The 25,945-nt window shown below is 41.8% G+C and carries 25 protein-coding genes and 2 pseudogenes; 22 read left to right on the top strand and 5 right to left on the bottom strand.

From position 1 onward, the window contains the following. Nucleotides 1-11: 11 nt before the first annotated feature. From KTH84_RS08195 to KTH84_RS08255, 13 genes are all read left to right on the top strand, one after another. The gene (locus tag KTH84_RS08195; protein ID WP_042898183.1) at nt 12-311 is read left to right on the top strand and encodes a recombinase-like helix-turn-helix domain-containing protein; all 300 of its coding nucleotides are present in this window, start codon (nt 12-14) and stop codon (nt 309-311) included. A gap of 16 nt (nt 312-327) precedes the next feature. Then, the gene (locus KTH84_RS08200) at nt 328-1,395 is read left to right on the top strand and encodes an aromatic ring-hydroxylating oxygenase subunit alpha (RefSeq protein ID WP_262472831.1); all 1,068 of its coding nucleotides are present in this window, start codon (nt 328-330) and stop codon (nt 1,393-1,395) included. Beyond that, entirely contained in the window at nt 1,388-2,152 is a 765-nt protein-coding gene (locus KTH84_RS08205; protein WP_262472832.1) for an SDR family oxidoreductase, read from the top strand. Before KTH84_RS08200 ends, KTH84_RS08205 begins: the two co-directional genes overlap by 8 nt. Nucleotides 2,153-2,163: 11 nt before the next feature. Next, nucleotides 2,164-3,093 carry a VOC family protein gene (locus tag KTH84_RS08210; protein WP_262472833.1) on the top strand — a complete coding sequence of 310 codons (930 nt, stop codon included), beginning with the start codon at nt 2,164-2,166 and terminating at the stop codon, nt 3,091-3,093. A 28-nt stretch (nt 3,094-3,121) separates the two neighbouring features. After that, entirely contained in the window at nt 3,122-4,333 is a 1,212-nt protein-coding gene (locus KTH84_RS08215; protein ID WP_262472834.1) for an NAD(P)/FAD-dependent oxidoreductase, read from the top strand. Nucleotides 4,334-4,375: 42 nt separating this feature from the next. Beyond that, nucleotides 4,376-5,599 carry an MFS transporter gene (locus KTH84_RS08220; protein ID WP_042898188.1) on the top strand — a complete coding sequence of 408 codons (1,224 nt, stop codon included), beginning with the start codon at nt 4,376-4,378 and terminating at the stop codon, nt 5,597-5,599. Nucleotides 5,600-5,621: 22 nt separating this feature from the next. Then, nucleotides 5,622-6,143, top strand: a complete 522-nt coding sequence (locus KTH84_RS08225; RefSeq protein ID WP_042898189.1) for a cupin domain-containing protein — start codon at nt 5,622-5,624, stop codon at nt 6,141-6,143. A gap of 36 nt (nt 6,144-6,179) precedes the next feature. After that, nucleotides 6,180-7,004, top strand: coding sequence for an alpha/beta fold hydrolase (locus KTH84_RS08230; protein WP_262472835.1), 825 nt, complete (start codon nt 6,180-6,182; stop codon nt 7,002-7,004). Nucleotides 7,005-7,019: 15 nt separating this feature from the next. Then, nucleotides 7,020-7,814, top strand: coding sequence for an SDR family oxidoreductase (locus tag KTH84_RS08235; RefSeq protein ID WP_262472836.1), 795 nt, complete (start codon nt 7,020-7,022; stop codon nt 7,812-7,814). Between the two features lie 15 nt (nt 7,815-7,829). Next, a complete protein-coding gene (locus KTH84_RS08240) occupies nt 7,830-8,621 on the top strand; it encodes an aspartate dehydrogenase (protein ID WP_017391722.1) in 792 nt (263 codons plus the stop codon). Between the two features lie 13 nt (nt 8,622-8,634). Beyond that, entirely contained in the window at nt 8,635-10,101 is a 1,467-nt protein-coding gene (locus KTH84_RS08245) for an aldehyde dehydrogenase (protein WP_262472837.1), read from the top strand. 38 nt (nt 10,102-10,139) lie between these two features. Beyond that, nucleotides 10,140-11,780, top strand: a complete 1,641-nt coding sequence (locus tag KTH84_RS08250; protein ID WP_133974885.1) for a thiamine pyrophosphate-binding protein — start codon at nt 10,140-10,142, stop codon at nt 11,778-11,780. A 155-nt stretch (nt 11,781-11,935) separates the two neighbouring features. Next, entirely contained in the window at nt 11,936-13,132 is a 1,197-nt protein-coding gene (locus KTH84_RS08255; protein ID WP_042898194.1) for a hypothetical protein, read from the top strand. Between the two features lie 61 nt (nt 13,133-13,193). On the opposite strand, the gene KTH84_RS08260 is transcribed toward KTH84_RS08255, so the two are convergent. Then, nucleotides 13,194-14,492, bottom strand: coding sequence for an MFS transporter (locus KTH84_RS08260; protein WP_262472838.1), 1,299 nt, complete (start codon nt 14,490-14,492; stop codon nt 13,194-13,196). Nucleotides 14,493-14,732: 240 nt separating this feature from the next. Between KTH84_RS08260 and def the strand changes: the two genes are divergently transcribed. Together def and KTH84_RS08270 are read left to right on the top strand one after the other, a co-directional pair. Further along, a complete protein-coding gene (def, locus tag KTH84_RS08265) occupies nt 14,733-15,215 on the top strand; it encodes a peptide deformylase (RefSeq protein WP_262472839.1) in 483 nt (160 codons plus the stop codon). 177 nt (nt 15,216-15,392) lie between these two features. Next, nucleotides 15,393-16,715 (top strand): glutaminase, encoded by a 1,323-nt coding sequence (locus KTH84_RS08270; RefSeq protein WP_202742751.1) that lies wholly within the window; start codon nt 15,393-15,395, stop codon nt 16,713-16,715. On the opposite strand, the gene KTH84_RS08275 is transcribed toward KTH84_RS08270, so the two are convergent. Next, complete coding sequence (locus KTH84_RS08275) at nt 16,682-17,470, bottom strand: AraC family transcriptional regulator (RefSeq protein ID WP_262472840.1); 789 nt, start codon at nt 17,468-17,470, stop codon at nt 16,682-16,684. The genes KTH84_RS08270 and KTH84_RS08275 overlap by 34 nt on opposite strands. 106 nt (nt 17,471-17,576) lie before the next feature. On the opposite strand from KTH84_RS08275, the gene KTH84_RS08280 reads away from it, so the two are divergent. After that, on the top strand, nt 17,577-18,797 hold the full coding sequence (locus tag KTH84_RS08280; RefSeq protein ID WP_133974876.1) for an MFS transporter: 1,221 nt from the start codon (nt 17,577-17,579) through the stop codon (nt 18,795-18,797). A gap of 68 nt (nt 18,798-18,865) precedes the next feature. Here the strand turns inward: KTH84_RS08280 and KTH84_RS08285 are convergent, their stop codons facing one another. Further along, nucleotides 18,866-20,011: an aldose epimerase family protein gene (locus KTH84_RS08285; RefSeq protein ID WP_262472841.1), complete on the bottom strand. Its 1,146-nt coding sequence runs from the start codon at nt 20,009-20,011 to the stop codon at nt 18,866-18,868. A gap of 192 nt (nt 20,012-20,203) precedes the next feature. On the opposite strand from KTH84_RS08285, the pseudogene KTH84_RS08290 reads away from it, so the two are divergent. Beyond that, a pseudogene (locus KTH84_RS08290) lies at nt 20,204-20,407 on the top strand (hypothetical protein); the annotation flags it as partial. A gap of 7 nt (nt 20,408-20,414) precedes the next feature. Here the strand turns inward: KTH84_RS08290 and KTH84_RS08295 are convergent. Next, nucleotides 20,415-21,290, bottom strand: a complete 876-nt coding sequence (locus tag KTH84_RS08295) for a LysR substrate-binding domain-containing protein (protein WP_262472901.1) — start codon at nt 21,288-21,290, stop codon at nt 20,415-20,417. A gap of 184 nt (nt 21,291-21,474) precedes the next feature. Here KTH84_RS08295 and KTH84_RS08300 point away from each other — a divergent pair, with 184 nt between their 5' ends. The 5 genes and pseudogenes from KTH84_RS08300 to KTH84_RS08320 form a co-directional block, all read left to right on the top strand. Beyond that, entirely contained in the window at nt 21,475-22,224 is a 750-nt protein-coding gene (locus tag KTH84_RS08300; RefSeq protein WP_262472842.1) for an SDR family NAD(P)-dependent oxidoreductase, read from the top strand. Between the two features lie 77 nt (nt 22,225-22,301). Next, the gene (locus KTH84_RS08305; RefSeq protein ID WP_262472843.1) at nt 22,302-23,603 is read left to right on the top strand and encodes an MFS transporter; all 1,302 of its coding nucleotides are present in this window, start codon (nt 22,302-22,304) and stop codon (nt 23,601-23,603) included. 19 nt (nt 23,604-23,622) lie between these two features. Further along, on the top strand, nt 23,623-24,468 hold the full coding sequence (locus tag KTH84_RS08310) for a transketolase (protein ID WP_262472902.1): 846 nt from the start codon (nt 23,623-23,625) through the stop codon (nt 24,466-24,468). A gap of 10 nt (nt 24,469-24,478) precedes the next feature. Further along, the gene (locus KTH84_RS08315) at nt 24,479-25,483 is read left to right on the top strand and encodes a transketolase family protein (RefSeq protein ID WP_262472844.1); all 1,005 of its coding nucleotides are present in this window, start codon (nt 24,479-24,481) and stop codon (nt 25,481-25,483) included. Nucleotides 25,484-25,598: 115 nt separating this feature from the next. Next, nucleotides 25,599-25,729, top strand: a pseudogene (locus KTH84_RS08320) (hypothetical protein); the annotation flags it as partial. A 9-nt stretch (nt 25,730-25,738) separates the two neighbouring features. Here the strand turns inward: KTH84_RS08320 and KTH84_RS08325 are convergent. Beyond that, nucleotides 25,739-25,942, bottom strand: coding sequence for an amino acid transport protein (locus KTH84_RS08325; protein ID WP_262472903.1), 204 nt, complete (start codon nt 25,940-25,942; stop codon nt 25,739-25,741). Nucleotides 25,943-25,945 lie beyond the last annotated feature (3 nt).

Consider the following 25,945-nt stretch of genomic DNA (forward strand, 5'->3'; position numbering starts at 1 on the left):
GAAGCAGAACAATGAAGACATTTAATGAAAAGTTGGCAAGCTGGATTCATGCAACGCCGGCAACCGATGCAGGTATCAACAATATTCAAATTCCTGGTCAACCAGAATTGTTGGTTTGGCAAACACGTTATAAAGAACCAACCGTCTACGAACAAGACTTTGTAAAGAACTTGATTCAGGCATTTTCTGCGGGCGCAACAGCATTAGATGACGTTGTTTCTGCACTTAATCAGCAGGGTTTCCGTTGTGAATCTGGTGATGAATGGACTTCTGCGAGCTTTACAGAAGAAATGCAACGTTTAGGTTATTAATTCAAGGAAGAATAAAATGAACGCAATCGTATCAGCTTCACAAAGCGCTGAAGAATATTTAGAACTCGGTTTACGTGATCAATGGCATCCGGTTTTAGCAAGTTGGGAAGTGGCTGCCAATCCGGTCGGAATTACCCGTTTGGGTGAAAACATTGTGGTTTGGCGTGATGCCGAAGGTCAGGTACACGCACTTGAAGACCGCTGTCCGCACCGTGGTGCTCGTCTTTCATTAGGCTGGAACTTAGGTGATCGAGTTGCTTGTTGGTATCACGGTGTTGAAGTTCGTGCTGATGGTGTGGTTGCAGATGTACCAGCCGTTCACGAATGCCCGATGACAGGAACAAAATGCCTAAAAAGCTATCCAGTTAGTGAACAGCATGGCGCAATTTTTATTTGGTTTGGTATCGATGCAAATGAACAGCCAAAACTGCTTGAGTTCCCTGAACAACTTGCAAGCGAAGAGTGGAGTGCGTTCCTTTGCCAAGCCGACTGGAAAGTAAACCATCAATATGCGATTGATAACGTGATGGACCCAATGCACGGGACCTATTTACACGCGACATCGCACTCGATGGCAGATGGTGAGCGTACCGCAGAGATGAAGCACCGTACGACCGATAATGGCTTTGTTTTTGAAAAAGAAGGCCAAACTGGTGTGAACTTTGACTGGGTTGAATACGGTTCGACAGGTGCAAGCTGGTTACGTCTTTCAATTCCGTACCGTAAACAATTTGGTCCGGGTGGTGAATTCTGGATCGTGGGTTATGCAACACCAATTGATGCTAACAATACTCGCGTATTTTTCTGGCGCTGCCGTAAAGTAAGTGGCTGGCAACGTAATGTATGGCGTTTCTTATATCGCAATCACTTAGAACAGTTGCATTGGGATGTGTTGGAACAAGACCGCATTATTTTAGAAAACCTTGCACCAAATGCGCGTGAAAGAGAATTCTTATATCAACATGATGTTGGCCTTGCTCGTTTACGCCGTTTAATGAAGAAAGAAGCTGAAAAGCAATTAAAGAAAATTGCTGCGCTAAATGCATCAAACCGTATTGAGATGCAGGAAGAAGCTCATGGCTAATGTAGCGTTGCTGCAAGGCAAAAAAGTTTTAGTGACTGGTGCTGCGCGTGGTTTAGGGCGAGATTTCGCTCAAGCGATTGCTGAAGCTGGTGCTGAGGTTGTCATGGCAGATATTTTGTCTGAGCTCGTTCAACAAGAAGCACAAGAGTTACAGAAACAAGGGCTTCAAGTTCATGCAGTCACCGTTGACCTTGCCGATGCGACCTCGATTGAAAATGCGGTAGCAAAAAGTATTGAGCTGTTAAAAGGGCTAGATGGCCTTGTGAACTGTGCGGCGCTTGCAACCAATGTCGGTGGAAAAAATATGATTGATTATGATCCTGAACTTTGGGATCGAGTCATGAATATTAATGTAAAAGGCACATGGCTGATCAGTAAGGCATGCGTTCTACATTTAAAGCAGTCGGCTGCTGGCAAGATTGTGAATGTTGCATCAGATACTGCTTTATGGGGTGCACCGAACCTAATGGCTTATGTGGCAAGTAAAGGTGCAATCTTTGCCATGACACGTTCCATGGCAAGAGAGTTGGGGCAGTTCAATATCTGCGTCAACACGTTGTCTCCGGGTCTGACTTTGGTTGAAGCAACTGAATATGTACCGCAGGAACGTCACGATTTATATGTCAACGGAAGAGCGATTCAACGTCAGCAACTTCCACAAGATTTAAATGGAACAGCATTGTATCTACTGTCGGATTTGTCCTCTTTTGTGACAGGTCAAAATATTCCGGTCAATGGCGGTTTTGTCTTTAACTAAGGAGTAGTCAAATGATTACAGGGATCGAGATTTTAAAGTTTGGAGTTGAAGATAGAGCCGCTTCAAACAAGTTTTTGGCAGATTTTGGTTTAAGCCAAAGTGCTTCTGATATTGAAGGCACTGATTTATATCAGACTCAAAACGGCAGCAAGATTTATCTATTTAATTGTGATGATGAACGCTTGCCAGCTGCCATTGAACAAGGTTCAACTTTACGTGAAGTCACTTGGGGTGTTGATCATGCTCAAGACCTTGAAGACTTGGCTGGTCGTTTAGCTGATGTAAATGGTTTTGCGCGTTCAGAAAACACGGTGCAATGTATTGACCCTAATGGCATGAACATTCGTTTTGAACAAAGTTTTGTGAAAGATGTTCAAGAACTTAAAACGGAAGGCATTAACCAATACGGCAATATTCAACGTGTCAATGCGGCAAGTCCTGTCTATGAAAAAGGTCAACCTGTTGCGATTGGACATGTCGTGTTCTTCACACCAGATTTAGCAGCAACTGAAAATTTCTATATTGAAAAAGTAGGATTTCATTTGTCTGATGCCTACAAAAATCGTGGTGCATTTTTACGTTGCCGCGGTAAAGGTTATCACCATGATTTATTCTTGCTCAGTGTTCCAAATAAACCTGCTGGTCTAAATCATGTTGCTTTTGTCGTACGTGATATTCACGAGGTGATTGGGGGCGGTTTAAATATGAATCGTTCGGAATGGTCAACCTTTATTGGACCGGGACGTCACCCAATTTCTTCTGCATATTTCTGGTACGTCAACTCGCCATTGGGCGGTGCATTTGAATATTACACCAACGATGATTATTTGACCGAAGAATGGCAGCCACGTGTAGAAGAACATCGTCTAGAGCTTTTCACCGAGTGGGCGATTGAGGGTGGTCTTGATGACACAACCCGCCGTCAGGTGAAGCCTGTTTAACAGGTATTGCTGAACAAGGAAGATGGCTATGGAAAAGATCGTAATTGTAGGTGCCGGACAGGCAGCGGGTTGGGCAGTAAGCACACTACGCCAAAATGGTTATGTGGGTGAAATTCATGTGGTCTCAAATGAAGATCAAGTGTTTTATGAGCGTCCGCCACTGTCTAAGCAAGTACTTTCAAAAGAAGCAACTTATGAAAGTTTGAATCTATTTTCTAATGAGCAGGTTCAAGAGTTTAACGTTCAATGGCATAAACCAGAAATCGCAACAAAAGTGGACCGTGAACAAAAACAGGTTCATCTAGAAAGTGGTCAGGTTTTGCCATATGACAAATTACTGATTGCAACTGGAAGCCGTGCTCGTGTACCAGTCAATACATGGCAGTTCATTCCAAATGTGGTGACTTTACGTAACGTGCATGACTGTGAACGCTTGGCCGAAATTTTAAAGACTGCAAAGAATGTTGCTGTAATTGGCGGTGGCTGGATTGGTTTAGAAATTGCCGCAACTGCGCGTAAACAAGGTAAAGACGTTCATATTTTTGAATATGGCGACCGTTTATGTGCAAGAAGCGTGAGTCCGGAAGTCTCTGCATTTTTAAAAAATATGCATGAAACCCAAGGTACAAAAATTCATTTAGATAGCAAAAGCCTGCATTTGGTTGAAGCACCTCGCCAGAAAGTTGAAGTGGTGAACCATCCACAAAATAGTCAGTTATTTGACTGTGTGGTGGTGGGTGCGGGTGCCGAGATTGCTAAAGAGCTCGGTGTTCATGCGGGCCTCGATGTGAAAGATGGCATTGTGGTGAACTGCTTTGGACAAACTTCCGATCAAAACATTTATGCCGCGGGCGATGTCGCGATTCACCCAGCTTTGGGTTATTGCATTCAGTCTTGGGCAAATGCACAAAATCAGGCAATTGCCGCAGCAAAGTCGATGCTGGGTATTGAAACTGAATATAGTGATATTCCTTGGCTCTGGTCTGATCAATACCACTTTAATATTCAGATATTAGGTACGTATCAACCTGAAAAAACGAAAGAGTTAGTGATTCGCCAAGGTGGTGAAGATCAGGTGAGTTATTTATATCTAGACCATGAAAATCGTTTGCTCAACATGATTGCCATTAATGATTCTAAATTGGTCAAACTGGCAAAACGTTGGATGCAAGCCAACACCGTTTTAGAACCAAAACTGTTAGCAGATTCTGAATTTAATGTCATGAAGTTAAAACCGTAAACATTAAATCTGGTTCTCATTACCAAATCGAAGGAATGACACATGAGTAATGAAGAAAAAAGTGGATTGAAGCATTGGGTACCTGCTTTTGTCCTTATGGTGTGCGTGGTACTGGCATTTTTCGACAAGATTAGTATTGCGGTTTTATTTTCAGATCCTCACTTTCAAAGTGCAATGGGAATTGATGAAGATAAGGCCAAACTGGGATGGCTCATGACAAGTTTCTTACTTGCTTATGGTTTTTCATCAGTCTTTCTAAGCTTTTTGGGTGACATTTTTAACCCAAAGAAAATGCTGTTTTGGAGTGTAACTTCATGGGGCTTACTCATGTTTTGCATGGGGTTCACCACCAGTTATTCGGGCATGTTGATTTTACGTGTACTTCTCGGTTTAGCAGAGGGTCCGTTATTTGCCTTGGCTTATACCATTGTTAAACAGACTTACACAGACCGTCAGCAGGCACGTGCTTCAACCATGTTCTTACTTGGAACACCAATTGGTGCATTCCTTGGGTTCCCAATCACTGCAAATGTTTTAGCACACCACGACTGGCACACCACTTTTTTTGTGATGGCTGGGTTAACGCTAATCGCTATTTTCAGCATTGTTTTCGGTTTGCGTAATTTGCAACTTAAGAAAACCGTCGAAATTGAAGGCGAGAGCAAACGTACCAATTTCAAAGGCCATATTGCCAATACCAAGGTACTTTTGAGCAATAGAGCATTCTGGCTGGTTTGTCTCTTTAACATTGCATTGATGACTTATTTATGGGGCTTAAATAGCTGGGTTCCTTCTTACTTAATGCAAGACAAAGGCTTCAACCTCAAAGAGTTTGGAATGTATTCAAGCTTTCCATTCATTGCCATGTTAATTGGCGAAGTGATCGGCGCATTTTTATCTGACAAGTTGGGCCGCCGCGCAATTCAAGTCTTTAGCGGTTTATTACTAGCAGGCATTTTCATGTATGTGATGGTCATCATGACCGAGCCATTATTGATTATTGCAGCGATGTCTTTAAGTGCGATGGCTTGGGGTTTTGGAGTGGCCGCTGTATTTGCTCTGCTTGCAAAAGTAACGACCTCAAATGTAGGGGCGACCGCAGGTGGAATATTTAATGGTCTAGGCAATTTTGCTAGTGCAATTGCGCCTGTACTGATCGGTTACATCGTGATGCAAACACATAGTTTTAATCTGGGAATTACCTTCTTGGCTGCTGTCGCTGTCATCGGGTCATTGTTCTTGGTTCCTTTATTAAAACGTTATTAATTCACTGTATAGGAGTTTAAAAATGACTACACAACAATTCGAATCGTGGACACAACCGGAAGGTGCTTCTTTAGAAGATTGGTTAAACACTCGTATTGCTCGCTTTGACACTCGTAAATATGACTTTGAAGCTTTGAAGTTCCAAGCCGATTACGACCCTAAATATCGCCGTGCGCAAATGCGTTACATGGGTACGGGGGCGACAGGAGTTGCAGATGACAGCAACACTGTACCAGCAGAGAACTTTACTTTTTCAACAATGGTACTGCCGCCTCAGTGTGAAGGTCCTTTGCACATTCATCATGATGTTGAAGAAGTCTTCTTTATGCTCCGCGGTGAGATTGACCTATTTATTGAACACAACGGTGAAAAATTTCAAACCCGTTTAAAAGAGCGTGACCTGATTTCAATTCCACCGGGAATATACCGTGGTTTATTTAACCCAGGTCAAGATGATGCCTTGATGTGCGTAATGTTAGGAACAGGTAAACCAACAATTCCAAACTATCCACCAGAGCATCCATTGTCTCAAATCAAACGTTAAGCGCTTGATGATGTGAGTTAAGGGAAAGGAATGAAAATGATGACACTCATTGAAAAGTTAGCAGAATTTCCAGTTAAAACGGTGACTGTACAAGGCCAGCAACAAGCATATCGAGAAGCCGGTCAGGGCGAATACCTCGTGCTGTTACATGGCATTAGTTCAGGTTCTGCTTCATGGGTGAACCAACTTGAAGTGCTGTCTCATCATTTTCATGTCATTGCCTGGGACGCACCAGGCTATGGCAAATCAGATGAACTTTTAACTGACCAACCAAATGCCACAGATTATGCAAAGCGTTTGGCAGCGCTATTTGAAGTTTTAAAAATTGAAAAAGCCATTGTTGTTGGCCACTCACTAGGTGCCTTACAGGCGAGTGCATTTGCTGCACTTTACCCAGAGCGAGTAGAGCATTTGGTGATCGCCAATTTGGCTCAAGGCTACCAACGTCAAGATGAACAAACACAAATTCAGGTTTTTGAAAAAAGACCAAAAATGTTGAAAGAGTTAGGCGCTAAAGGGATGGCTGAAAGCCGTGGGCCTCATTTGATTTATAAACAAGAGCCACAAGCCTTAGCTTTAGTTTCAGAGGTGATGCAGCAGTTGACCTTAAAGGGTTTTACACATGCATCGTACTTACTTGCCTATGACGAAATACGTCATTATTTAACAGATTTAAAAGTCCCATGCACAGTAATTGCAGGGCAGCAAGATCAAATCACTCCTGCGTTAGGTATACAAGAGCTTGCTCAGGAATTGCAGTTGGAACAGCACTACATCATCCAAGATGCAGGACATTTAAGTTATGTCGACCAACCGCAAGCATTTAACCAAATTATGTTGACGATTCAGGAACAATCGTAAGAGAGATTAAGGATTATGAGCTTCCAAGTTGAAGGAAAAGTTGCAGTTGTTACGGGTGGCTCCTCTGGGATTGGGCTGGCTGCTGTTGAAATACTGGTTGCAGAGGGTGCAAAAGTAGCTTGGTGTGGTCGTGATGAAGAGCGTTTAAATGCTTCTAAGCACTATATTTTAGAAAAATATCCGCATGCCAATATTTTTACCAAAGCCTGTAATGTGTTGAAAAAAGAAGAAGTTCAACAATTTGCCAAAGACGTAAAACTCAATTTGGGCAATGTTGATATGCTGATTAACAATGCTGGACAAGGCCGTGTTTCAAATTTTGAAAATACGCAAGATGAAGACTGGATGAAAGAAATTGAGCTGAAATATTTCAGTGTGTTGCATCCGGTTCGGGCTTTTCTTGAAGATTTAAAACAGTCGGCAAATGCTTCGATTACCAATGTGAACTCTTTATTAGCGTTACAACCAGAGCCACACATGATTGCGACTTCATCAGCACGAGCGGCGTTGTTGAATCTGACGCATTCTTTGGCTCATGAGTTTACTCAGTATGGTGTTCGTGTGAACTCGATTTTGCTTGGGATGGTTGAATCTGCACAGTGGAAACGCCGTTATGAAACTCGCTCAGACTTAAACCAGTCATGGGAAGAATGGACAGGCAATATTGCTAAAAACCGCGGTATTCCAATGCAACGTCTAGGTCGTCCTGAAGAACCTGCTCGTGCTTTAGTTTTCTTGGCATCGCCATTGGCATCGTACACCACAGGTGCGGCACTCGATGTCTCAGGTGGTTTTAATAAACATTTATAAATATCAGGTGCTGTCATGAAAAAGTTGATGATGATTGGTTTTGGCGCAATGGCAGCAGAAGTGCATGCACATTTGCCTCAAGATTTGCAACTGAAATGGATTGTCGTACCGTCTCGTAGCGTTGAAAAAGTTCAATCACAAGTGTCTTCAGAGATTCAGGTGATTTCAGATATTGAGCAATGTGATGGTGCGCCAGACTATGTCATTGAGGTGGCAGGTCAAGCAGCAGTGAAAGAGCATGCTCAAAAGGTTTTAGCGAAAGGTTGGACCATAGGACTGATTTCGGTTGGAACTTTAGCTGATAGCGATTTTCTAATTCAGCTCAAACAAACCGCTGAAGAAAATAATGCCCATCTGCATTTACTCGCAGGTGCCATTGCTGGCATTGACGGTATTTCAGCAGCCAAAGAAGGTGGTTTGCAAAAAGTCACTTACAAAGGCTGTAAAAGTCCAAAAAGCTGGAAGGGGAGTTATGCAGAACAATTGGTCGATTTAGATCATGTGTCTGAAGCTACGGTTTTTTTCACTGGAACTGCTCGTGAAGCTGCGATGAAGTTCCCAGCAAATGCCAACGTCGCTGCAACGATTGCGCTTGCTGGGCTTGGAATGGATGAAACCATGGTCGAGTTAACAGTTGATCCAACCATCAACAAAAACAAACACACCATTGTGGCAGAAGGCGGCTTTGGGCAAATGACCATTGAACTGGTTGGCGTGCCGTTAGCAAGTAACCCGAAAACATCAACTTTGGCTGCGCTTAGCGTGATTCGTGCTTGTCGCAACAGTGTCGAAGCAATACAGATTTAAGAAGGATTTGACCATGGCAAAGGAAATTTATATTGCAGGTGAATGGCGTTTGGGCCGCGGTGCGGTCATCCAAAGCCTGTTTCCGGCAGATCAGTCTGTCAATGCAGAAATTTCGACTGCAACACTTGAAGATGTGAACGAAGCGATTGAAAAGGCTGATCAGGCTTGGCGTCAACCCAGCTGGAGAAACAGTTTACCGCATGAGCGCGCACGTATTCTTTACAAAGTTGCAGACATTATTGAAGCACGTGTAGATGAATTGGCAAAACTTCAAACACGCGATAACGGTAAGCCTTTAACTGAAACTCGTGGTTTGGTGATGAGTGCTGCGGCAACTGCACGTTATGTTGCAGCAGCATGTGAAACGCTGAATGATGAGTTAACCACTCAACGCGCTCCAGACTTTATGACCATGAGCGTGCATGAACCTGTAGGTGTTGTGGCAGCAATTACGCCTTGGAACTCTCCAATTGCAAGTGAAGTTCAAAAGCTTGCTCCAGCTTTAGCAGCAGGAAATGCCGTGGTGCTAAAGCCAGCAGAAGCAACATCACTCATTGCTTTAGAACTTGCCAAAATTTTTGAAGAAGCAGGTTTACCTAAAGGCTTACTCAGTGTGCTAGTTGGTCGTGGTTCTGTCGTTGGTGATGCAATTGCTCAACATCCGTTGGTTCGTAAAATCTCTTTTACGGGAGGAACAACCACGGGTCGTCATTTGGCTCATATTGCAGCGGACAAACTCATTACCACTTCGCTTGAGCTAGGTGGAAAATCACCAACAATCGTTTTACCGGATGCCGATGTAGAACTGGCTGCCAAAGGTGTCGCGTACGGAATTTTTAGCTCGGCAGGTCAAGCGTGTATCGCGGGTTCTCGCTTGTTTATTCATAGCAGTCTTTATGATCAGTTTTTAACGCGTCTGGTTGAAATTACCAAAGGCTTACGCGTGGGCCACCCTGAACAGGCTGGTGTGCATTTAGGGCCACTCGTAAATGACAAACATTTGCAGTCGGTTGATCGCTATGTGCAGCTTGCTAAAAGCGAAGGTGGTCAAGTTTTGGTGGGTGGCGAAGCATTAACAACTGGTGACTATGCCAAAGGCAGTTATTACTTACCCACCATTATTACGGGTTTAAGTAATAGTGCCCAAACCTGTCAGGAAGAAATTTTTGGCCCTGTTTTAGTCGTCATGAAATATGACAACGAACAAGATTTGATTGCTCAGGCCAATGATAGTTGTTTTGGTCTTGCAGCAGGCATTTGGACTGAAAGCTATCGTAAAGCTTGGCGTATTGCACGTGTGTTAGAAGTCGGAACAGTATGGATTAATACTTACAAAAAGTTCTCGATTAGTGCGCCGTTTGGTGGCTTTAAAGACAGTGGGATTGGGCGCGAAAAAGGCCGTTTGGGCATTTTATCGTACATGCAGCAAAAGAGTATTTATATGGGGCTGAATGAACAGCCTAACCCTTGGTGCGACTAATAGATTCAAGGACTGAAAACAAATTTTGAGGAACAGACATGACTGAACGTGTAAATGTAGGCGAAGCAATCGCAAGAGTTTTAGAAGCGCACCAAGTTGAGAGTATTTATGGTGTTATTTCCATCCACAATTTACCTATTGCTGACGCAGTAGGGCGCCGTGAAAAAATGCGCTTTGTTGCTGCGCGTGGTGAAGCGGGTGCAGTAACTATGGCAGATGCTCATTCACGCTTTAAAGGCTTGGGTGTAGCACTGACCAGTACTGGTGCTGGGGCAGGTAATGCAGTGGGTTCACTCATTGAAGCAATGAATGCAGCTAGTCCTGTATTACATTTAACAGGTCAGGTTGAGCGCGAATATCTTGACCGCGATGCAAGCTTCATCCACGAAACTAAAGATCAACTTACGTTTTTACGTGCATCAAGCAAAGCAGCATTTCGCATTACCAGTCCTGACAATGCAATTGGTATAATTCGTGAAGCCATCCGTGTAGCAACAACAGTTCCAATGGGGCCGGTAAGTGTTGAGTTGCCAATTGACGTACAAGCGGCAGAAATTGATTTGCCACTTAACCTTGGACCAGTCAAAGCATTGCAATTACCACAAGCGGATCAAGCTGAAATTGATCTTCTTTTGAGTGAAATCAAAAAAGCAAAACGCCCAATTTTCTGGATTGGCGGTGGAACTTTAAATAGCGTTGCCGAAGTCAAAGCAATTGCAGATTTAGGTATTCCAGTTGTGTCATCTACACACGGTCGTGGCGTATTGGCAGATGATCATCCACGTAGTTTAGGTGCATTCCATAACTCGGCAGCGGTTGAGCAGTTATTAAAAGATGCTGACTTAATGGTTGTGGTAGGTTCTCGTTTACGTAGTAATGAAACCAAAACTTATTCGGTTGAATTCCCTGAAAACATTATTCAGGTTGATGCCAATCCAGTGGCTCAGCAACGTAATTACAAAATTCGCAACTTCATTTGTGGCGATGCCAAAGATGTCTTAACACGTGTGTTGGAACAGCTTCAAGGTACTTCAAAAGTTGATGCCGATTACGATGCGGCTGTAGTTGCTGCAAAACAGGCTGCGATTGATGCGTTGCGTAAGCAAATCGACCAATACGCTTTAATTTGTGATCACTTGCGTGCAGCTTTACCTCAAGATGGCATTTTTGTACGTGACATCACCATGTCAGGTAGTACATGGGGCAGCCGCTTATTCCCTGTACAAGCACCGAACCAAAATATTCACTCACTCGCTGGTGCAATTGGTTTAGGTCTTGCAACTGCAATCGGTGCTTCGGTTGCCAATCCTGATAAAAAAGTGATTGGTTTGGTCGGAGATGGTGGCTTAATGCTTGGCATTGGCGAAATTGCAACCATGGTGCAAGAAAACACCAACATGGTCTTAATGATTATGAATGACGGTGGTTATGGCGTAATGCGTGGCATTCAAAATAACTACTTTGGTGGTCGTCAGTATTTCAATGAATTGCATACACCAGACTACAAACTTCTTGGCGAATCTATGGGTGTTAAGAGCTGGAAAGTCGGTAGTGCAGATGAATTTAAAACTGTTATTCAAGAGGCGGTTGCATTCGAAGGACCGACCGTGATTGAGCTCGATATGAACTCGATTGGCCCATTAAACTTTGCGGGTCCACCGCAAAAGAAACTGTATTAACCAGTTTGGATGGTTTAGTACATATGCGATGGGAGCTGCTAAGCCATCCTTTTTTTAGATATATTTTTTTATCTAAAAAACAATAAAAACTAAGTTTTACAGGTAAAACAAATAAAGTTCCAGCAGGACGCTGGAACTCAATCAAGGATGTAGAGATGAAAAAGACTTCATTGATCATGGCATTCATTGCACCACTAACCATGGGGATGAGTGTAAGTGCATTTGCAAAAGATTCATTACTTGAATGGAAAAGTGATGATGGTACCGACTCGTTAAAGTTAGGTGGGGTGGTTCGGTTAAATCAGCGTTATGAAGATTGGGAAGGGCCAAACCGTGGTTTTGGTAAGCTCTATTTTGATATTTTTAGGGTCGACCTAAAAGGCAAGTTTGATGATGCTTATATCAATGCCAGCTATCTATTTCAGGACCAACAGAAAACGTCTATTGAAAAAGCATATGTCGGCTATAACTTAGATGCCAACAATAGCATTGAAGCAGGCTTGGTCTATAAACCTTTTACGATTTATCCATATCCACAAAATGGCTGGACTTATCATATTCCGTTCTTTTTAGGCTATGGCAATAATATTGCACCGGGGATTAACTGGAATTATCACGACAAAGATTGGGATGTAAAACTCGGTTATTACCCGCAAATGCTAGAGACCAATTTGCGTTATTCGCCTGAAAGTGCAACTTACGATGATTTGGAAGAAAATGCATTTCCATCTCAAAAAGCCTACCAGAATGAAAAGCGCCATCAGTTTAATACTCGCATTGTACGTAAGTTAGAAACTGACTTTGGTAAACAAGAGGTTGGTGTGTCTGGTGCAATTGCCCAGTTACATAATAAAATGACCGATAAAGATGGCAAGTATTATGCAGTCGGTTTGCATACTGACAACAACTACAAACGCTTTAATTTACAAAGCTCAGTCATTCACTATCAATATGATGCTAAAAACCCGGACGGTGTAAATAGTGACATGACTTTAATGGGCAATAATGGTTTCACACCTGCCTATTTCATTGCTTCGGAAGGGACGATTGCTAGTTTAAATCTTGCCTATACTTTGCCTGTGACCAATATGGGCAAGCTAAAAGCTATTAAGTTTTATAATGACTATAGCTATCTCGATAAAAAACGTGATGATTGGTCAGATTCGCAAATGAACACTACAGGCATGATGTTTATTGCATCGCCATTTATGGTTTGGGCAGATTATACGTGGGGTAAAAACTCAAATATTATTGGTGGGGCAACCAACTCAACGGGTTATACCTCTGCCAGCTCACCAAATAGTGATAAGTGGCTGTACCGTTTGAACTTTAATATCGGATTTACTTTCTAAAGTGAACGGCAATAAAAAACCACGCAGCTGCCGTGGTTTTTTATTTAATGAATGAACACTTTTAATATCTGGATTTCTCAAACTTATTCCAAAATACAAAAGCGGTTACAAAGGCTAAAATAGTCAGCGCGAAAATATAATACATCGCACCAATATCACTATATTGACTGAGCCAATGAACTAAAGGCAGTGTCATACCCCCCACAATTGCATAAGACAAATTATAAGAAAATGAAATGCCCGAGAAGCGAACAGGCGCGGGGAACATTTTGACCATGCTGCTCGAAACCATGCCGACAGTACCTGAGCATAGACCCAACAACATATATAAACCAAAAATGGTTGAATGTGCGGCGTGACCTAAACTGTTATAAAAAAATGCTGCTGTAAGTGCCACAGCAAGAGCACCTACCATCATGACTCTGCCACAGCCAAAACGATCAGCAAAATAACCTGCCAAAATACAGCCGACCATTTGCATGACAATGGCTGCACTTTGCATTTCAAAAGTTTGTGCACGTTCAAAACCAAATGAACCAATTAATAAATTTGGCATGGCTAAAATCACCACTACCACGCAACCTGTTAAAAACCATGTAAATAACATGCCAATAACAACGGCTGTTTTATGAGTTGTTAACACTTGCTTCACTGGCATTTCTTTGGAGATTTCTTTACGTGCCTGCATGGCTTTAAACACGGGTGTTTCTTTTAAATAGGTCCGTAAATAAAGTGCGACTAGGCCAAAAATACCGCCTGCAATAAATGGTATACGCCAAGCCCAGTCATGGATTTGCCCCTCACTAAAATTAAGCGAGATCCATAGCGACATCAGTGCACCCAACAAAATTCCTAAAGAAAGACCAGCGGTCAGTAAACCGTTTGCCAGTCCAATTTTTCTTTCAGGTACGTGTTCAGACACAAATGTCCATGCAGCCGGAATTTCACCACCAATCGCAATACCTTGCACAACACGCATGAGCAATAAAAGCAGCGGTGCCAAATAACCAATATTTTCAAAAGTGGGCAAAATCCCGATAAACAGGGTAGGCAGAGCCATCAGCAAAATAGAAAGCGAGAATAGTTTTTTACGCCCGACCAGATCACCAAAGTGAGCCATGACGACTCCACCTAGCGGTCTGAAAAAGTAACCTGCTGCAAAAATACCGTAAGTATTCAGCATGGCCCAAAACGGACTGAGTGTGCTTGGGAAAAATAAGTCGGAAATGATTTTGGCGTAGAACACATAAATCACAAAATCGTAAAACTCTAAAGCACCGCCCAGCGAAGAAAGGGCGAGAGTTCTTTTATCTTCTTTGTTCAGATAGTTCGCATCCTGCAAGGTTAATTCTTGATCCATTTTTTTACTTAATTGTTGTAATCGAAGTTTGGATATTAATGGAAAAGTGAATTAAAAGTAAATGGAGGATATTTTGTATGATCGATCCATAGATAAACTGTGATCCATGAAGAATAAAAATTGTTTAAAACAAAAAATTGCTTTAGATGAAACAAAAACTGATGAAGGAATCGCTTTTCTTTTGAGTCGTTCAGCGACACAATAAAATAAGTAAAACCTAATTTGATTAGAGGCCAAGGGATGAGCGTGATTTTACCAGTTGCCAAGCAAGGTGAAGACATTTTAAAACTGATTGCTGCACCTGTCTCATCAATTGAGTTGAACAGTGATTGGCTTTATGAGCTTGCAGCCGCTATGCATGCCACTATGCTTGAACGTAATGGTGTAGGCATTGCTGCACCGCAAGTTTACATCTCTAAACGAGTCATTATTGTGGCGTCTCGACCAAATCCACGTTATCCAGATGCACCTGAAATGGATGCAGTCGTGATGGTAAATCCAGAGATTTTGGAGTTTTCGAGTGAAACTTGCTTGGGCGAAGAGGGCTGTTTAAGTGTGCCAGATGAACGTGGACAAGTTGAACGTGCAGAAATGGTCAAGGTTAAATACTTAACACTAGAAGGTGACGTGGTAGAGACAATTTTTCACGGTTTTCCTGCTCGTATTGTTCAACATGAAGTCGATCATTTAAATGGAGTGTTATTTGTAGAAAGAATAATCTAATCCTCTATTTAAAGTTTTGAAAAAGGTATAATGAGCTTGAAATAAATCAGGCATCGGAATTACAATACTTATATCGTGATTTTTAATTCATTCAAAAAGTATAATTTTAATATTATCAGCTGGTTGTGCTGAAAAAATGCTCGAAAGTGTAAATCTCCTCATTTAAGGTTACTCACCATGAAAACCCCTCTCCCAGATTATTTGGCAAATGTGATAGAAGCCTGTGAGGTAGATAATAGCGGGCATCTAGCTGACTATATTCCAGAGTTGGCAAATGCAAATCCAGACCGATTGGCTTTAGCCATGTCTACTGTAGATGGTGAAATTTATTCGATTGGCGATGATGATACCGAATTCACCATTCAGTCGATTTCTAAGCCTTTTGTCTATGCCTATGTTATGCAACAGCTTGGCATTGATGCGGTACTTGATAAAGTCGGGGTAGAACCTTCTGGGGAAGCCTTCAATGAAATTTCATTGGGTAAAGATGGTCGTCCGAAAAACCCGATGATCAACTCTGGCGCAATTACTGTACATTCATTGATTCAGGTCAAACATGGTCTACATAGTGCAGAAATTCTACGCCGTTTTATGAGCGAGCTTGCAGGACGTGAATTAAGTTTTGATGAGTCTGTTTACGATTCGGAAGTCAAAACAGCCTATCGTAATCTTTCAATCGGTTATATGTTGCGAACTGTGGGTATTTTAGAAACTGACCCTGTCGATATTGTGAATGGTTATATTCGCCAATGTGCGATTTTGGTGACGGTTAAAGATCTTGTACGTATGGGCAGTGTACTTGCCAATGGTGGGGTTGACCCTAAAACTGGAAAGCGTCTGTTGAACCGATCTGTAGTGAGACAAGTACTCAGTGTAATGATGAGCTGTGGTATGTATGATGCCGCAGGTGACTGGCTTTCGACGGTAGGTATTCCAGCTAAAAGTGGTGTAGCTGGCGGTATTTTGGGTGTGTTGCCAGGTCAAGTCAGTATTGCTGCTTTTTCTCCTCGACTAGATGAGCATGGTCATAGTATACGTGGTATCGATATTTTAGAGCGCCTATCTCGTGACATGGGATTGCACCTCATGGAAGGTACACCTTCTGCACAAACCATTGTACAGAGCCATTATCGTACAGGGAAAGATGCATCATTGAGTGTGTATGTGCTTCGAGGCGTATTGAAATTTACCGAAGCTGAAATGTTATTGCGTATTTTACAAGACGAGACGACTGACCAAAGCACAATCGTAATTGATTTGACCCAGATTTCACTGATCCATGAGGTGGGTAAACGTATGTTCTTAGAAGGTGTAGATCGTCTGATTGATGATGGTCATACACTCGTTTTGGTTGATCCTGAACAACGATTAGATCATGCGAGAACCGATAAGGATCGAGAATTGCACGTCTATCATGATTTTGACGATTTGCTCGAAAAGCATGAAATACGCTCAAAAAAAAAGACTTATAACGACATCGCAACACTTCTAAATTGCTGAGGTGTTTTTCCTAAATGTCGTTTAAACATCGTACTAAAAGCACTGGGGTTGTTGTACCCCAGTGACTCGGAAATTTGAGCAATAGATTCACCATTCGCGATTTTACTCAAGGCAAGTGCAATATGCATTTGCTGTACCCATGCTCGATAAGACAACCCGGTTTCTTTTTGAAACATGCGCATTAAAGTTCTCGAACTCGTGCCAATATCATCCGCCCAATCTGTTAAATCTTTTGAGTGATTAGGCGCGTGTAATAAGGCTTGGCAAATTTTTAATAATCGTTTGTCTTTTGGCCATGGAATCTGGATAGGCAATAAATTGGCTCGATGAATTTCTTCAAAAATTAGAATTTGCAAAGAACGAGAAAGCTCTTGAGAGGTCGTAATATTTGGTGAGTTTTCGCGTTCAATTTCGTTTAAACGAATCAAAAGCTCATGCAAAAGGTTGCTCACCCGAATAATAAAGCAATGTTGTCCCATCAAAGCAGCTGCATTTATTTCAACCAAAGCAGTATTTAACTTCACGTGACTCAGTGAAATCACACTATGCTCGACATGGGCAGGAATCCATAACGCACACATGGGTGGCACAATCCAGACATTATTAGGTGTAAAAACCTGAATATTTCCAGTGGACGCATATAAAAACTGAGCACGTGCATGCGTATGAGTCGGCGTGATTTCTCGGTAGGCATGCTCGGAAGATAGTCCAATCACAAGTTCAGACAAATCAGACTGAATAAGAGAATCGGACATAATCTATCCTAAAAATTGTCACTTATACGATGATTATTGGAAGATAACTTTATAAGCGACAATTTACAATAAGCACCTTACTTAAAAATATTGGAGTTTTTCAGGTATGACGTCTTCAATACAATTGAAAGATGGTATTGCCAATACCGTTGCTAATGATCAGCCTCAAGGAATGATTATTAAAATTGTAGGCGCCGTGGCGGTTGCACATTTACTGAATGATTTGATTCAGGCAGTCTTACCAGCCATCTATCCAATGCTAAAAGCAAACTTTTCACTGAGTTTTGCTCAAGTTGGCCTGATTTCATTTGTATACCAAATTACAGGTTCACTGCTACAGCCTTGGATTGGACTTTATACCGATAAACATCCAAAACCGTATCTTCTGCCACTCGGAATGATGGTTACATTCTGCGGCATTATCTTATTGGCATTTTCACCAAGCTTTACTGTGCTGTTATGTGCATCTGCGCTGATTGGGGTAGGGTCTGCAACTTTTCACCCTGAAGCTTCACGGGTGGCTCGAATGGCATCTGGTGGGCGTTTTGGTACGGCTCAATCGACTTTTCAGGTGGGTGGAAATACAGGCACTGCTATTGGCCCATTGTTAGCTGCTTTGCTGATTGTACCGTTTGGACAGCATGCAGTTGCAGGTTTAGTTATATTTGCACTTTTAGCCATTTGGGTTTTATTTGGTGTAAGCCGCTGGACGATTGGTCATGCTAAAAGTCAGGTGGCAACACGGGTGACTCAAGCACATAGTAAATTGCATGGTCGTAAGCTCATTATTGCTTTGAGCACCATTAGTGTGTTGATGTTTGCCAAATTCACCTACATTGCCAGCATTAGTAATTACTTTACATTTTACTTGATTCAAAAGTTCCATATCAGCATTCAAACGGCACAATTGCACTTGTTTGCTTTCTTGGCTGCTGTTGCTTTAGGAACATTTGCGGGTGGTCCAATTGGTGACAAAATTGGCCGTAAAGCGGTTATCTGGGTTTCATTTGTAGGTATGGCGCCGTTTGCATTAATGATGCCTTATGCAAACTTATTTTGGACAACCGTTTTTTCGATCATTGCAGGTTTGATATTGTCATCTGCCTTTGCAGCCATGGTGGTTTACGCACAAGAAGCTGTTCCGGGCCGTGTGGGCATGATTGCAGGTCTAATGTTCGGCCTGATGTTTGGGGTAAGTGGTATTGCCGCAGCGGGGTTAGGGCATTTAGCTGATATTAACGGCATTGAGTGGGTATTTGGTTTATGTTCATTGTTGCCATTACTTGGTTTTGCAACCGCATTTTTACCAAACACAAAAGTTAAATAAATGAAAAGACTCTCAGTCATATTAAGCTGAGAGTCTTTTTTAGATAAATATAGTTCTAATTGAAAAGACTATTTTTGAATGCCAAATTTAAATAGGGTGACACCGTTATAAGTTTGATTTGGGTTTAAACGTGTAGAAGGAAAGGTTGGTTGATTGGGGCTGTCTGGAAAATGCTGTGTTTCTAATGCTAGCGCATCTGCTTGTCGATAAAGTACGCCATTTGCGCCAGCAATATTTCCTAATAAATGATTGGCCGTATACATTTGAACGCTTGGTTCTGTGGTGAAGACTTGCATTGCCCGTTTAGATTTTGGGTCAACCACAACAGCCGCAAGATTTAATTTCCCTTGAGACTTTTGATTAATTACCCAAGTTTGATCATAGCCATATCCATACGCCAATTGCTGATTATTCGCTCGAATATCTTTTACAATTGCTTTAGGAGTCCGAAAATCAAAAGGTGTACCTGCAACTGAAGCAATTTCACCTGTTGGTAAAGAATTTTGATCGGTTACTAATATACGGTCTGCATTGAGCTGTACCACATGATCGAGTACGCCATAAGGGTTGTTCCCAGCACCTGACAAGTTGAAATAACTGTGGTTGGTGAGATTGACGACTGTAGGTTGATCAGTTTTGGCCTTATATTCAATCTGGAATTCATTTTGATCTGAAAGACTGTATATCACCTCCACATCTAATTTCCCAGGAAAACCTTGATCACCATTTGGACTGGTTAACTTAAGAGAAGCTTTGACGGTTTCACCTTTAGAAACGAGGGGCTTAACTTGCCAAACACGTTTATCAAAACCAGGATTGCCGCTATGTAATGAGTTCGGGCCATTATTTTTTTCAAGATTATACGTTTTTCCATCTAAGCTAAATTTAGCATTGCCAATACGGTTGGCATAACGTCCAATCAATCCTCCAAAATGAATGCCTTCCTTGGTATCAGTGACTTCATAGCCTTTTAGATTATCAAACCCCAAAACGATATTGTTTTTTTTACCTTGTGCATCGGGCGTCAAAATCTGTGTAATTACACCACCAAAACTAATAAAAGATACAGAGACACCTTTGTTATTGCTCATGGTGTATAGATCAACTTTTCGACCGTCTTGAGTCGTACCATATGGTTTTACATTTAATGTTGCTGCATTTGTAAGTTGCGCAAAGCTACAGATCGTGAAACTTAAAACTACTAATTTTTTCATGTTTATACTCTATTTTGTAATGGTTGGATATTGATGAATATAAGATTGATTTTTCATCTTTTTAAAGAGGTTTTTATTATATATAGTGTTAATAATAATCGAGTAGTTAATGCTAAATATTCCACAACCAACACAATTTAAGGCTATAAATAAAGTAACTTTTTTAGCAAACTTCAACAGCAAGCCATTTTTATGACTCATCCCAACTCAGTTTTAAAATTTTCATTTGGTCTCAATAGCCTGTCATTTGACCTAAACAACCAACACATCCAACTTGAACAGGGCTTGGGTTTTGTTGAGTCAAAAATTATTAACCATGGTGTTATTGATGAGCTTACTATTGAAAAGATGATTTACTTTATTGAAGAAATTATAGAGTCTCAGCCACTAAGAAATCACTTTTTCAATCTACCAACTCATCATAAATCCAGTTTAAAAACAGCTCAATTTTAGGAATAAACTGATGGGTCCGTGGATAAACCAAATGATGAGCAGAAATAGGAATCGATAGCTCATCTGCAAAAACTCTAACCAACTTTCCAGACTCTACATAATTTTGAGTAAGTAAATTACTTTCTAAAACAAAACCTAGTCCGTGTGTTGCTGCCTCAAGTGACATGTAAGAGCGGTCAAAACTCAAAGTATAGGGAAACTCAGGAATGCTTAAGCCCTGATGTGCAAACCACTGAGGCCAAGTGACTAAGGTTGAGCGCGATAAAATCAGTTCTTTTTTTAATAAATCTTGAGGTTTATGTACTGGGCTACGTTCAAGTAGCTTAGGAGATGCAAGTACTTCTAGCTTTTCATTACGAATTGTCCTGATTTCCACACCCGTCCAGTTAGGTAGACCATGGCGAATATCAATGTCGATCTTGTCACGAGTAAAGTGCAAGTTTTCATAAGAACACGACAGGTTGACCTGAATCATCGGGAACTTTTCTTTAAATGATTCGAGGCGTGGCAGTAGCCAAAGCAAACCAAAACTTGGGGATGAATGAATATATAAACTGTCTTTAGGACTTTTATCAGCGGCTTTTTCAGTGGCTAACATCAGGTTATGCAAAATGGTGGTGACATCCTGAAAATAGCGTTCACCTGACGGGGTAAGCGTCACACCACGGGCACCACGAATAAATAAACTCTGCCCAATCATTTCTTCTAGTTTGGCAATTTGGTGACTGACTGCTGAAGGAGTGAGATTCAAATGCTCCGCTGCCTTAGCAACATTGCCAAAACGGGCAGTTTGTTCAAAAGCCTGTAGTGTTTTAATTGAGGGCATCTGATTGAAATTGTTTTCACTACTATCCATGAAATAAACCGTTTTTATCCCTAAAACTCATTTCAAAATAGCATAGGCATGAATTTTTTTCATGCCTAGTTGAATTCGAGATGATTGCTGGAACTCCTGAAAAAAGAGAATCTAGGTCCGAACTCAGGAAATAAAGCGTAAAAGAGGATTCAACATGTTACTACAAGGAAAAGTGGCATTAATTACTGGTGCAGCATCAGAACGTGGAATTGGGCGAGCAACCGCAGAAATCTTTGCACAACAAGGTGCCAAAGTCATTATTGTTGATTTAGATCTTGCTCAAAGCCAAAACGCTGCAAAGGCACTTGGTGAAGGACATTTAGGTCTTGTTGCAAACGTTGCAAATGAAGAGCAGGTTAAAGAAGCTGTTGAACAAGCGCTACAGCACTACGGACAGATTGATATTTTAATTAATAATGCCGGCATTACCCAGCCTGTAAAAACACTTGATATTCAACGCAATGATTATGACCGTATTTTAGATGTCAGCCTACGCGGAACACTTATTGTGTCGCAAGCTGTTATTCCATCAATGAAAGCAAATGGTGGCGGAAGCATTGTGTGCCTATCTTCTGTTTCAGCACAACGCGGTGGTGGTATTTTTGGCGGGCCGCATTATAGCGCTGCAAAAGCAGGGGTTTTAGGTTTGGCAAAAGCGATGGCTCGTGAATTTGGTGGCGATCAGATTCGTGTAAATTCACTTACTCCGGGCCTGATCCAAACCGATATTACTGGTGGTTTAATGAATGATGACCGCCGTCATGACATTCTTGCGGGTATTCCACTCGGTCGTTTAGGTAAAGCACAAGACGTTGCAAATGCAGCATTATTTTTGGCAAGTGATCTGTCAGCGTACTTAACGGGTGTAACACTTGATGTAAATGGTGGCATGCTGATTCATTAAAGCTTGTCATTTAAAAACTAAAAATAGAATGATGGTCACAAGAGGATACTGTGGCCAAATGTAAAGGGATTCGCATGATGGATACAGTATTTTCATCTGAAGTAGATACGGCACTTCGTAAGTCAGCGTATCGAAAAATTGCATTTCGGCTTATGCCATTTTTAATGCTTTGTTATTTTTGTGCCTATTTAGATCGAGTCAATGTTGGTTTTGCCAAGCTCCAGATGATGAGCGATTTACAGTTTAGTGAAGCTGTATATGGATTGGGTGCAGGGATTTTCTTTATTGGTTATTTCCTTTGCGAAGTGCCAAGTAACATCGTACTCCACAAGGTAGGTGCAAGACGCTGGATTGCCCGCATCATGATTACATGGGGTATTTTGTCAGGTTGTTTTGCTTTTGTTCAAACTGAATGGCAATTTTACACCTTACGTTTTTTACTGGGTGTTGCTGAAGCAGGTTTGGCTCCGGGCTTGTTACTTTACCTCACTTACTGGTTCCCGTCTTATCGTCGGGCACGCATGACCGTACTTTGGTTTATCGCGATTCCAATCTCGGGAATGATTGGTGGGCCACTTTCGGGCCTAATCATGGACCGAATGAGCGGTGTGCATGGCTGGTTTGGCTGGCAGTGGATGTTTTTAATTGAAGCGATTCCTACGGTTGTCGTTGGTTTGCTCGTACTTGCTGTTTTAAAAGACTCTGTTCAAGACGCCAACTGGTTAACTCAAGATGAGAAAAACTTGGTGAAGCAAGAGCTTGCTCAAGATAACCAGCACAAAGAAGGTCACGGTAGCGTTAAAGAGTTTGTCGCGGATAAACGTTTATGGTTACTTGCAGGCATTTACTTTTGTGTCGTGATGGGCCAATACGCCATTACCTTTTGGCTACCCACTCTCATTCGTAACTCAGGCATCAGTGATAACTGGCATATTGGGCTACTTACGAGTCTTCCTTATATGTGCGCCATTGTAGTTATGCTTTTGGCAGGGCGTAGTGGCGACCATTTCCAAGAACGCCGTTGGCACTTAATTATCCCAATGTGTGCGGGTGCAATCGCACTCACCCTTGCGACTTTGCTCGCTTCAAATCTGACACTTTCTTTAATTTGCCTTTGCATTGCAGCCTCAGGTGTGCTCACTGCATCTTCTTTATTCTGGATGTTACCAACCAACTTTTTGGGTGGTGTTTCGGCAGCGGCAGGTATTGCAGCCGTCAATAGCTTCGCCAACCTTGCCGGATTCTGTTCACCTTATTTAATCGGTTGGGTCACCACAAATACAGGTTCAAATGCAATTGGCATGTTCTTAATCACAGCAGTATTAATTTTCGGTGCCAGCTTGGTTCTGCGCGTTCCGGCAAAACTGGTCAATCGTTAATAAGGAATAGTAAATGACAATGTTAAATATTGATAAATCAGGCCAACTTGCCGAGTTGCAACAACGTGCCTACCACATTCGCCAACATGCTTTACGTATGGGGAAAGTACAAGGTCAAGGCTATGTGGGACAAGCTCTAGGTGCCGCAGATCTACTGGCCGTATCTTATTTTCATGCCATGAAATATCAGCCAGAAAACCCAGAGTGGGAAGGCCGTGACCGTTTTTATTTGTCTATTGGGCACTATGCAATTGCACTTTATGCAGCCTTAATTGAAGCAAACATTATTCCGCTTGAAGAACTTGAAACCTATGGAGCAGATGACAGCCGTTTACCGATGTCGGGCATGGCTTCTTACACACCGGGCATGGAAATTACAGGTGGTTCATTAGGTCACGGTCTTGGAATTGCAGTCGGTGCGTGTTTAGGGCTGAAACAGAAAAAGTCGGATGCTTTTGTCTATAACTTACTGTCCGATGGAGAGCTAAATGAAGGCTCAACATGGGAAGCGGTGATGTCTGCCTCTCATTGGAAGCTAGATAACCTAATAGCCATTATTGATGTAAATAACCAACAGGCAGATGGGCATTCAAGCGAAATTTTGGCTTTTGAACCCATTGTAGACCGTTGGCAGTCGTTTGGTTGGTACACCCAACGCGTAGATGGCAATGACATAGAAGCTTTACTTGAGGCATTCGATCAAGCACGAAACCATGAAGGAGCATGCCCGCGAGTCATTATTTGTGACACCAAAATGGGCAAAGGCGTGTCGTTCTTGGAAAGCCGCGAAAAAACACACTTCATTCGTGTTGATGAACATGAATGGGATGACGCTTTAAATATTTTGACCCACTACGGACAGTAAGGAATACATCATGAGCCAGTTAGCCAATCCTCCTAAGAAAAAACTAACCACTTCGGCAATGATTGCTTCCATTGCTGCTGAGGGTCAACCGACTAAACCCGCACCATTTGGTCATGCACTCAATGCCTTGGCAAAAGAGCGTGACGATATCGTAGGTTTGTCAGCAGATTTATCCAAATACACTGACCTGCATATTTTTGCCAAAGAAAACCCAGACAAATTTTTCCAAATGGGCATGGCAGAACAACTTTTGATGAGCGCAGCAGCAGGACTTGCTCGTGAAGGATTTGTTCCTTTTGCTACAACCTATGCCGTGTTTGCATCACGCCGTGCCTATGACTTTATTTGTATGGCGATTGCGGAAGATAACCTGAATGTCAAAATTGTGGCGGCACTTCCAGGTTTAACCACCGGTTATGGTCCAAGCCATCAGGCAACCGATGATATTGCGATTTTCCGTGCAATGCCGAACTTGATGGTCATTGACCCATGTGATGCCTTGGAAATCGAACAAGCGATTCCTCAGATTGCCGCTCATAATGGCCCCGTATATATGCGTCTATTGCGTGGGCAGGTTCCATTAGTACTCGATAAATACAATTACCAGTTTAAATTGGGTAAGGCACAGGTGATTAAGCCAGGTAAAGACTTACTCATCATTTCCACTGGTTTATTGACCATGCGTGCGCTTGAGGCAGCGGAAGAGCTTGAAAAAGAGGGCATTGAGGTTTCAGTGCTGCATGTACCTACAATTAAACCTTTAGATGAACAAACTATTTTGGATGAAGTCGCAAAAGGCGGACGACCTGTTTTAACTGCCGAAAACCATTCTGTGATTGGTGGATTAGGGGAAGCAATTGGGTCATTGCTTTTAAGAAATGGGCAACACCCTCGTTTTGATATGATTGGTTTGCCAGATGCATTTTTAGATGCAGGAGCATTACCAACTTTGCATGATCGATATGGTATTTCAACAGAAGCAGTTAAAGAGAAGATTAAGTCACATTTGAAGTAGAAGTAATGTCTGCTTGATATAAGTAGTATTGAAATAGATTCTTTGAAATCTCTCAATCTTAAAAGTTGGGGGATTTTTTTATTTACGGATTGTTTAATCTAAAATTGCTAGGTTAAATGACTTTATTGAGCGTTTGAGCTACTACACAAACCGAGTGGCAGCAAATCAGCTTATATTTTTATCTACTTTATATTCATTCGAGAGATGATGCATCACTTAAGAGTTGAGGAAATTCAAATCATTTAAGAAATAACTTTAAAAACGTAAAAAATAGGGAATAACGGATAGCAAAGTACCAATGCCACTGAGTAAGACATTACTTTCAATAAAATAAGGAAAAATCATTAGAGCTAAACCAACAGTAAAAGGCACAGTCATTTTTTGCTTTTTTCCATAGAGAAAATAGCCGAGTCCAACTGAGCTAAAGATTACGCCTAAAAAGAGTTGAGTTGTGTTTATAAT

The organism is Acinetobacter sp. WU_MDCI_Abxb74 (assembly GCF_025513915.1).
GTDB classification, from domain to species: Bacteria; Pseudomonadota; Gammaproteobacteria; order Pseudomonadales; family Moraxellaceae; genus Acinetobacter; species Acinetobacter calcoaceticus_C.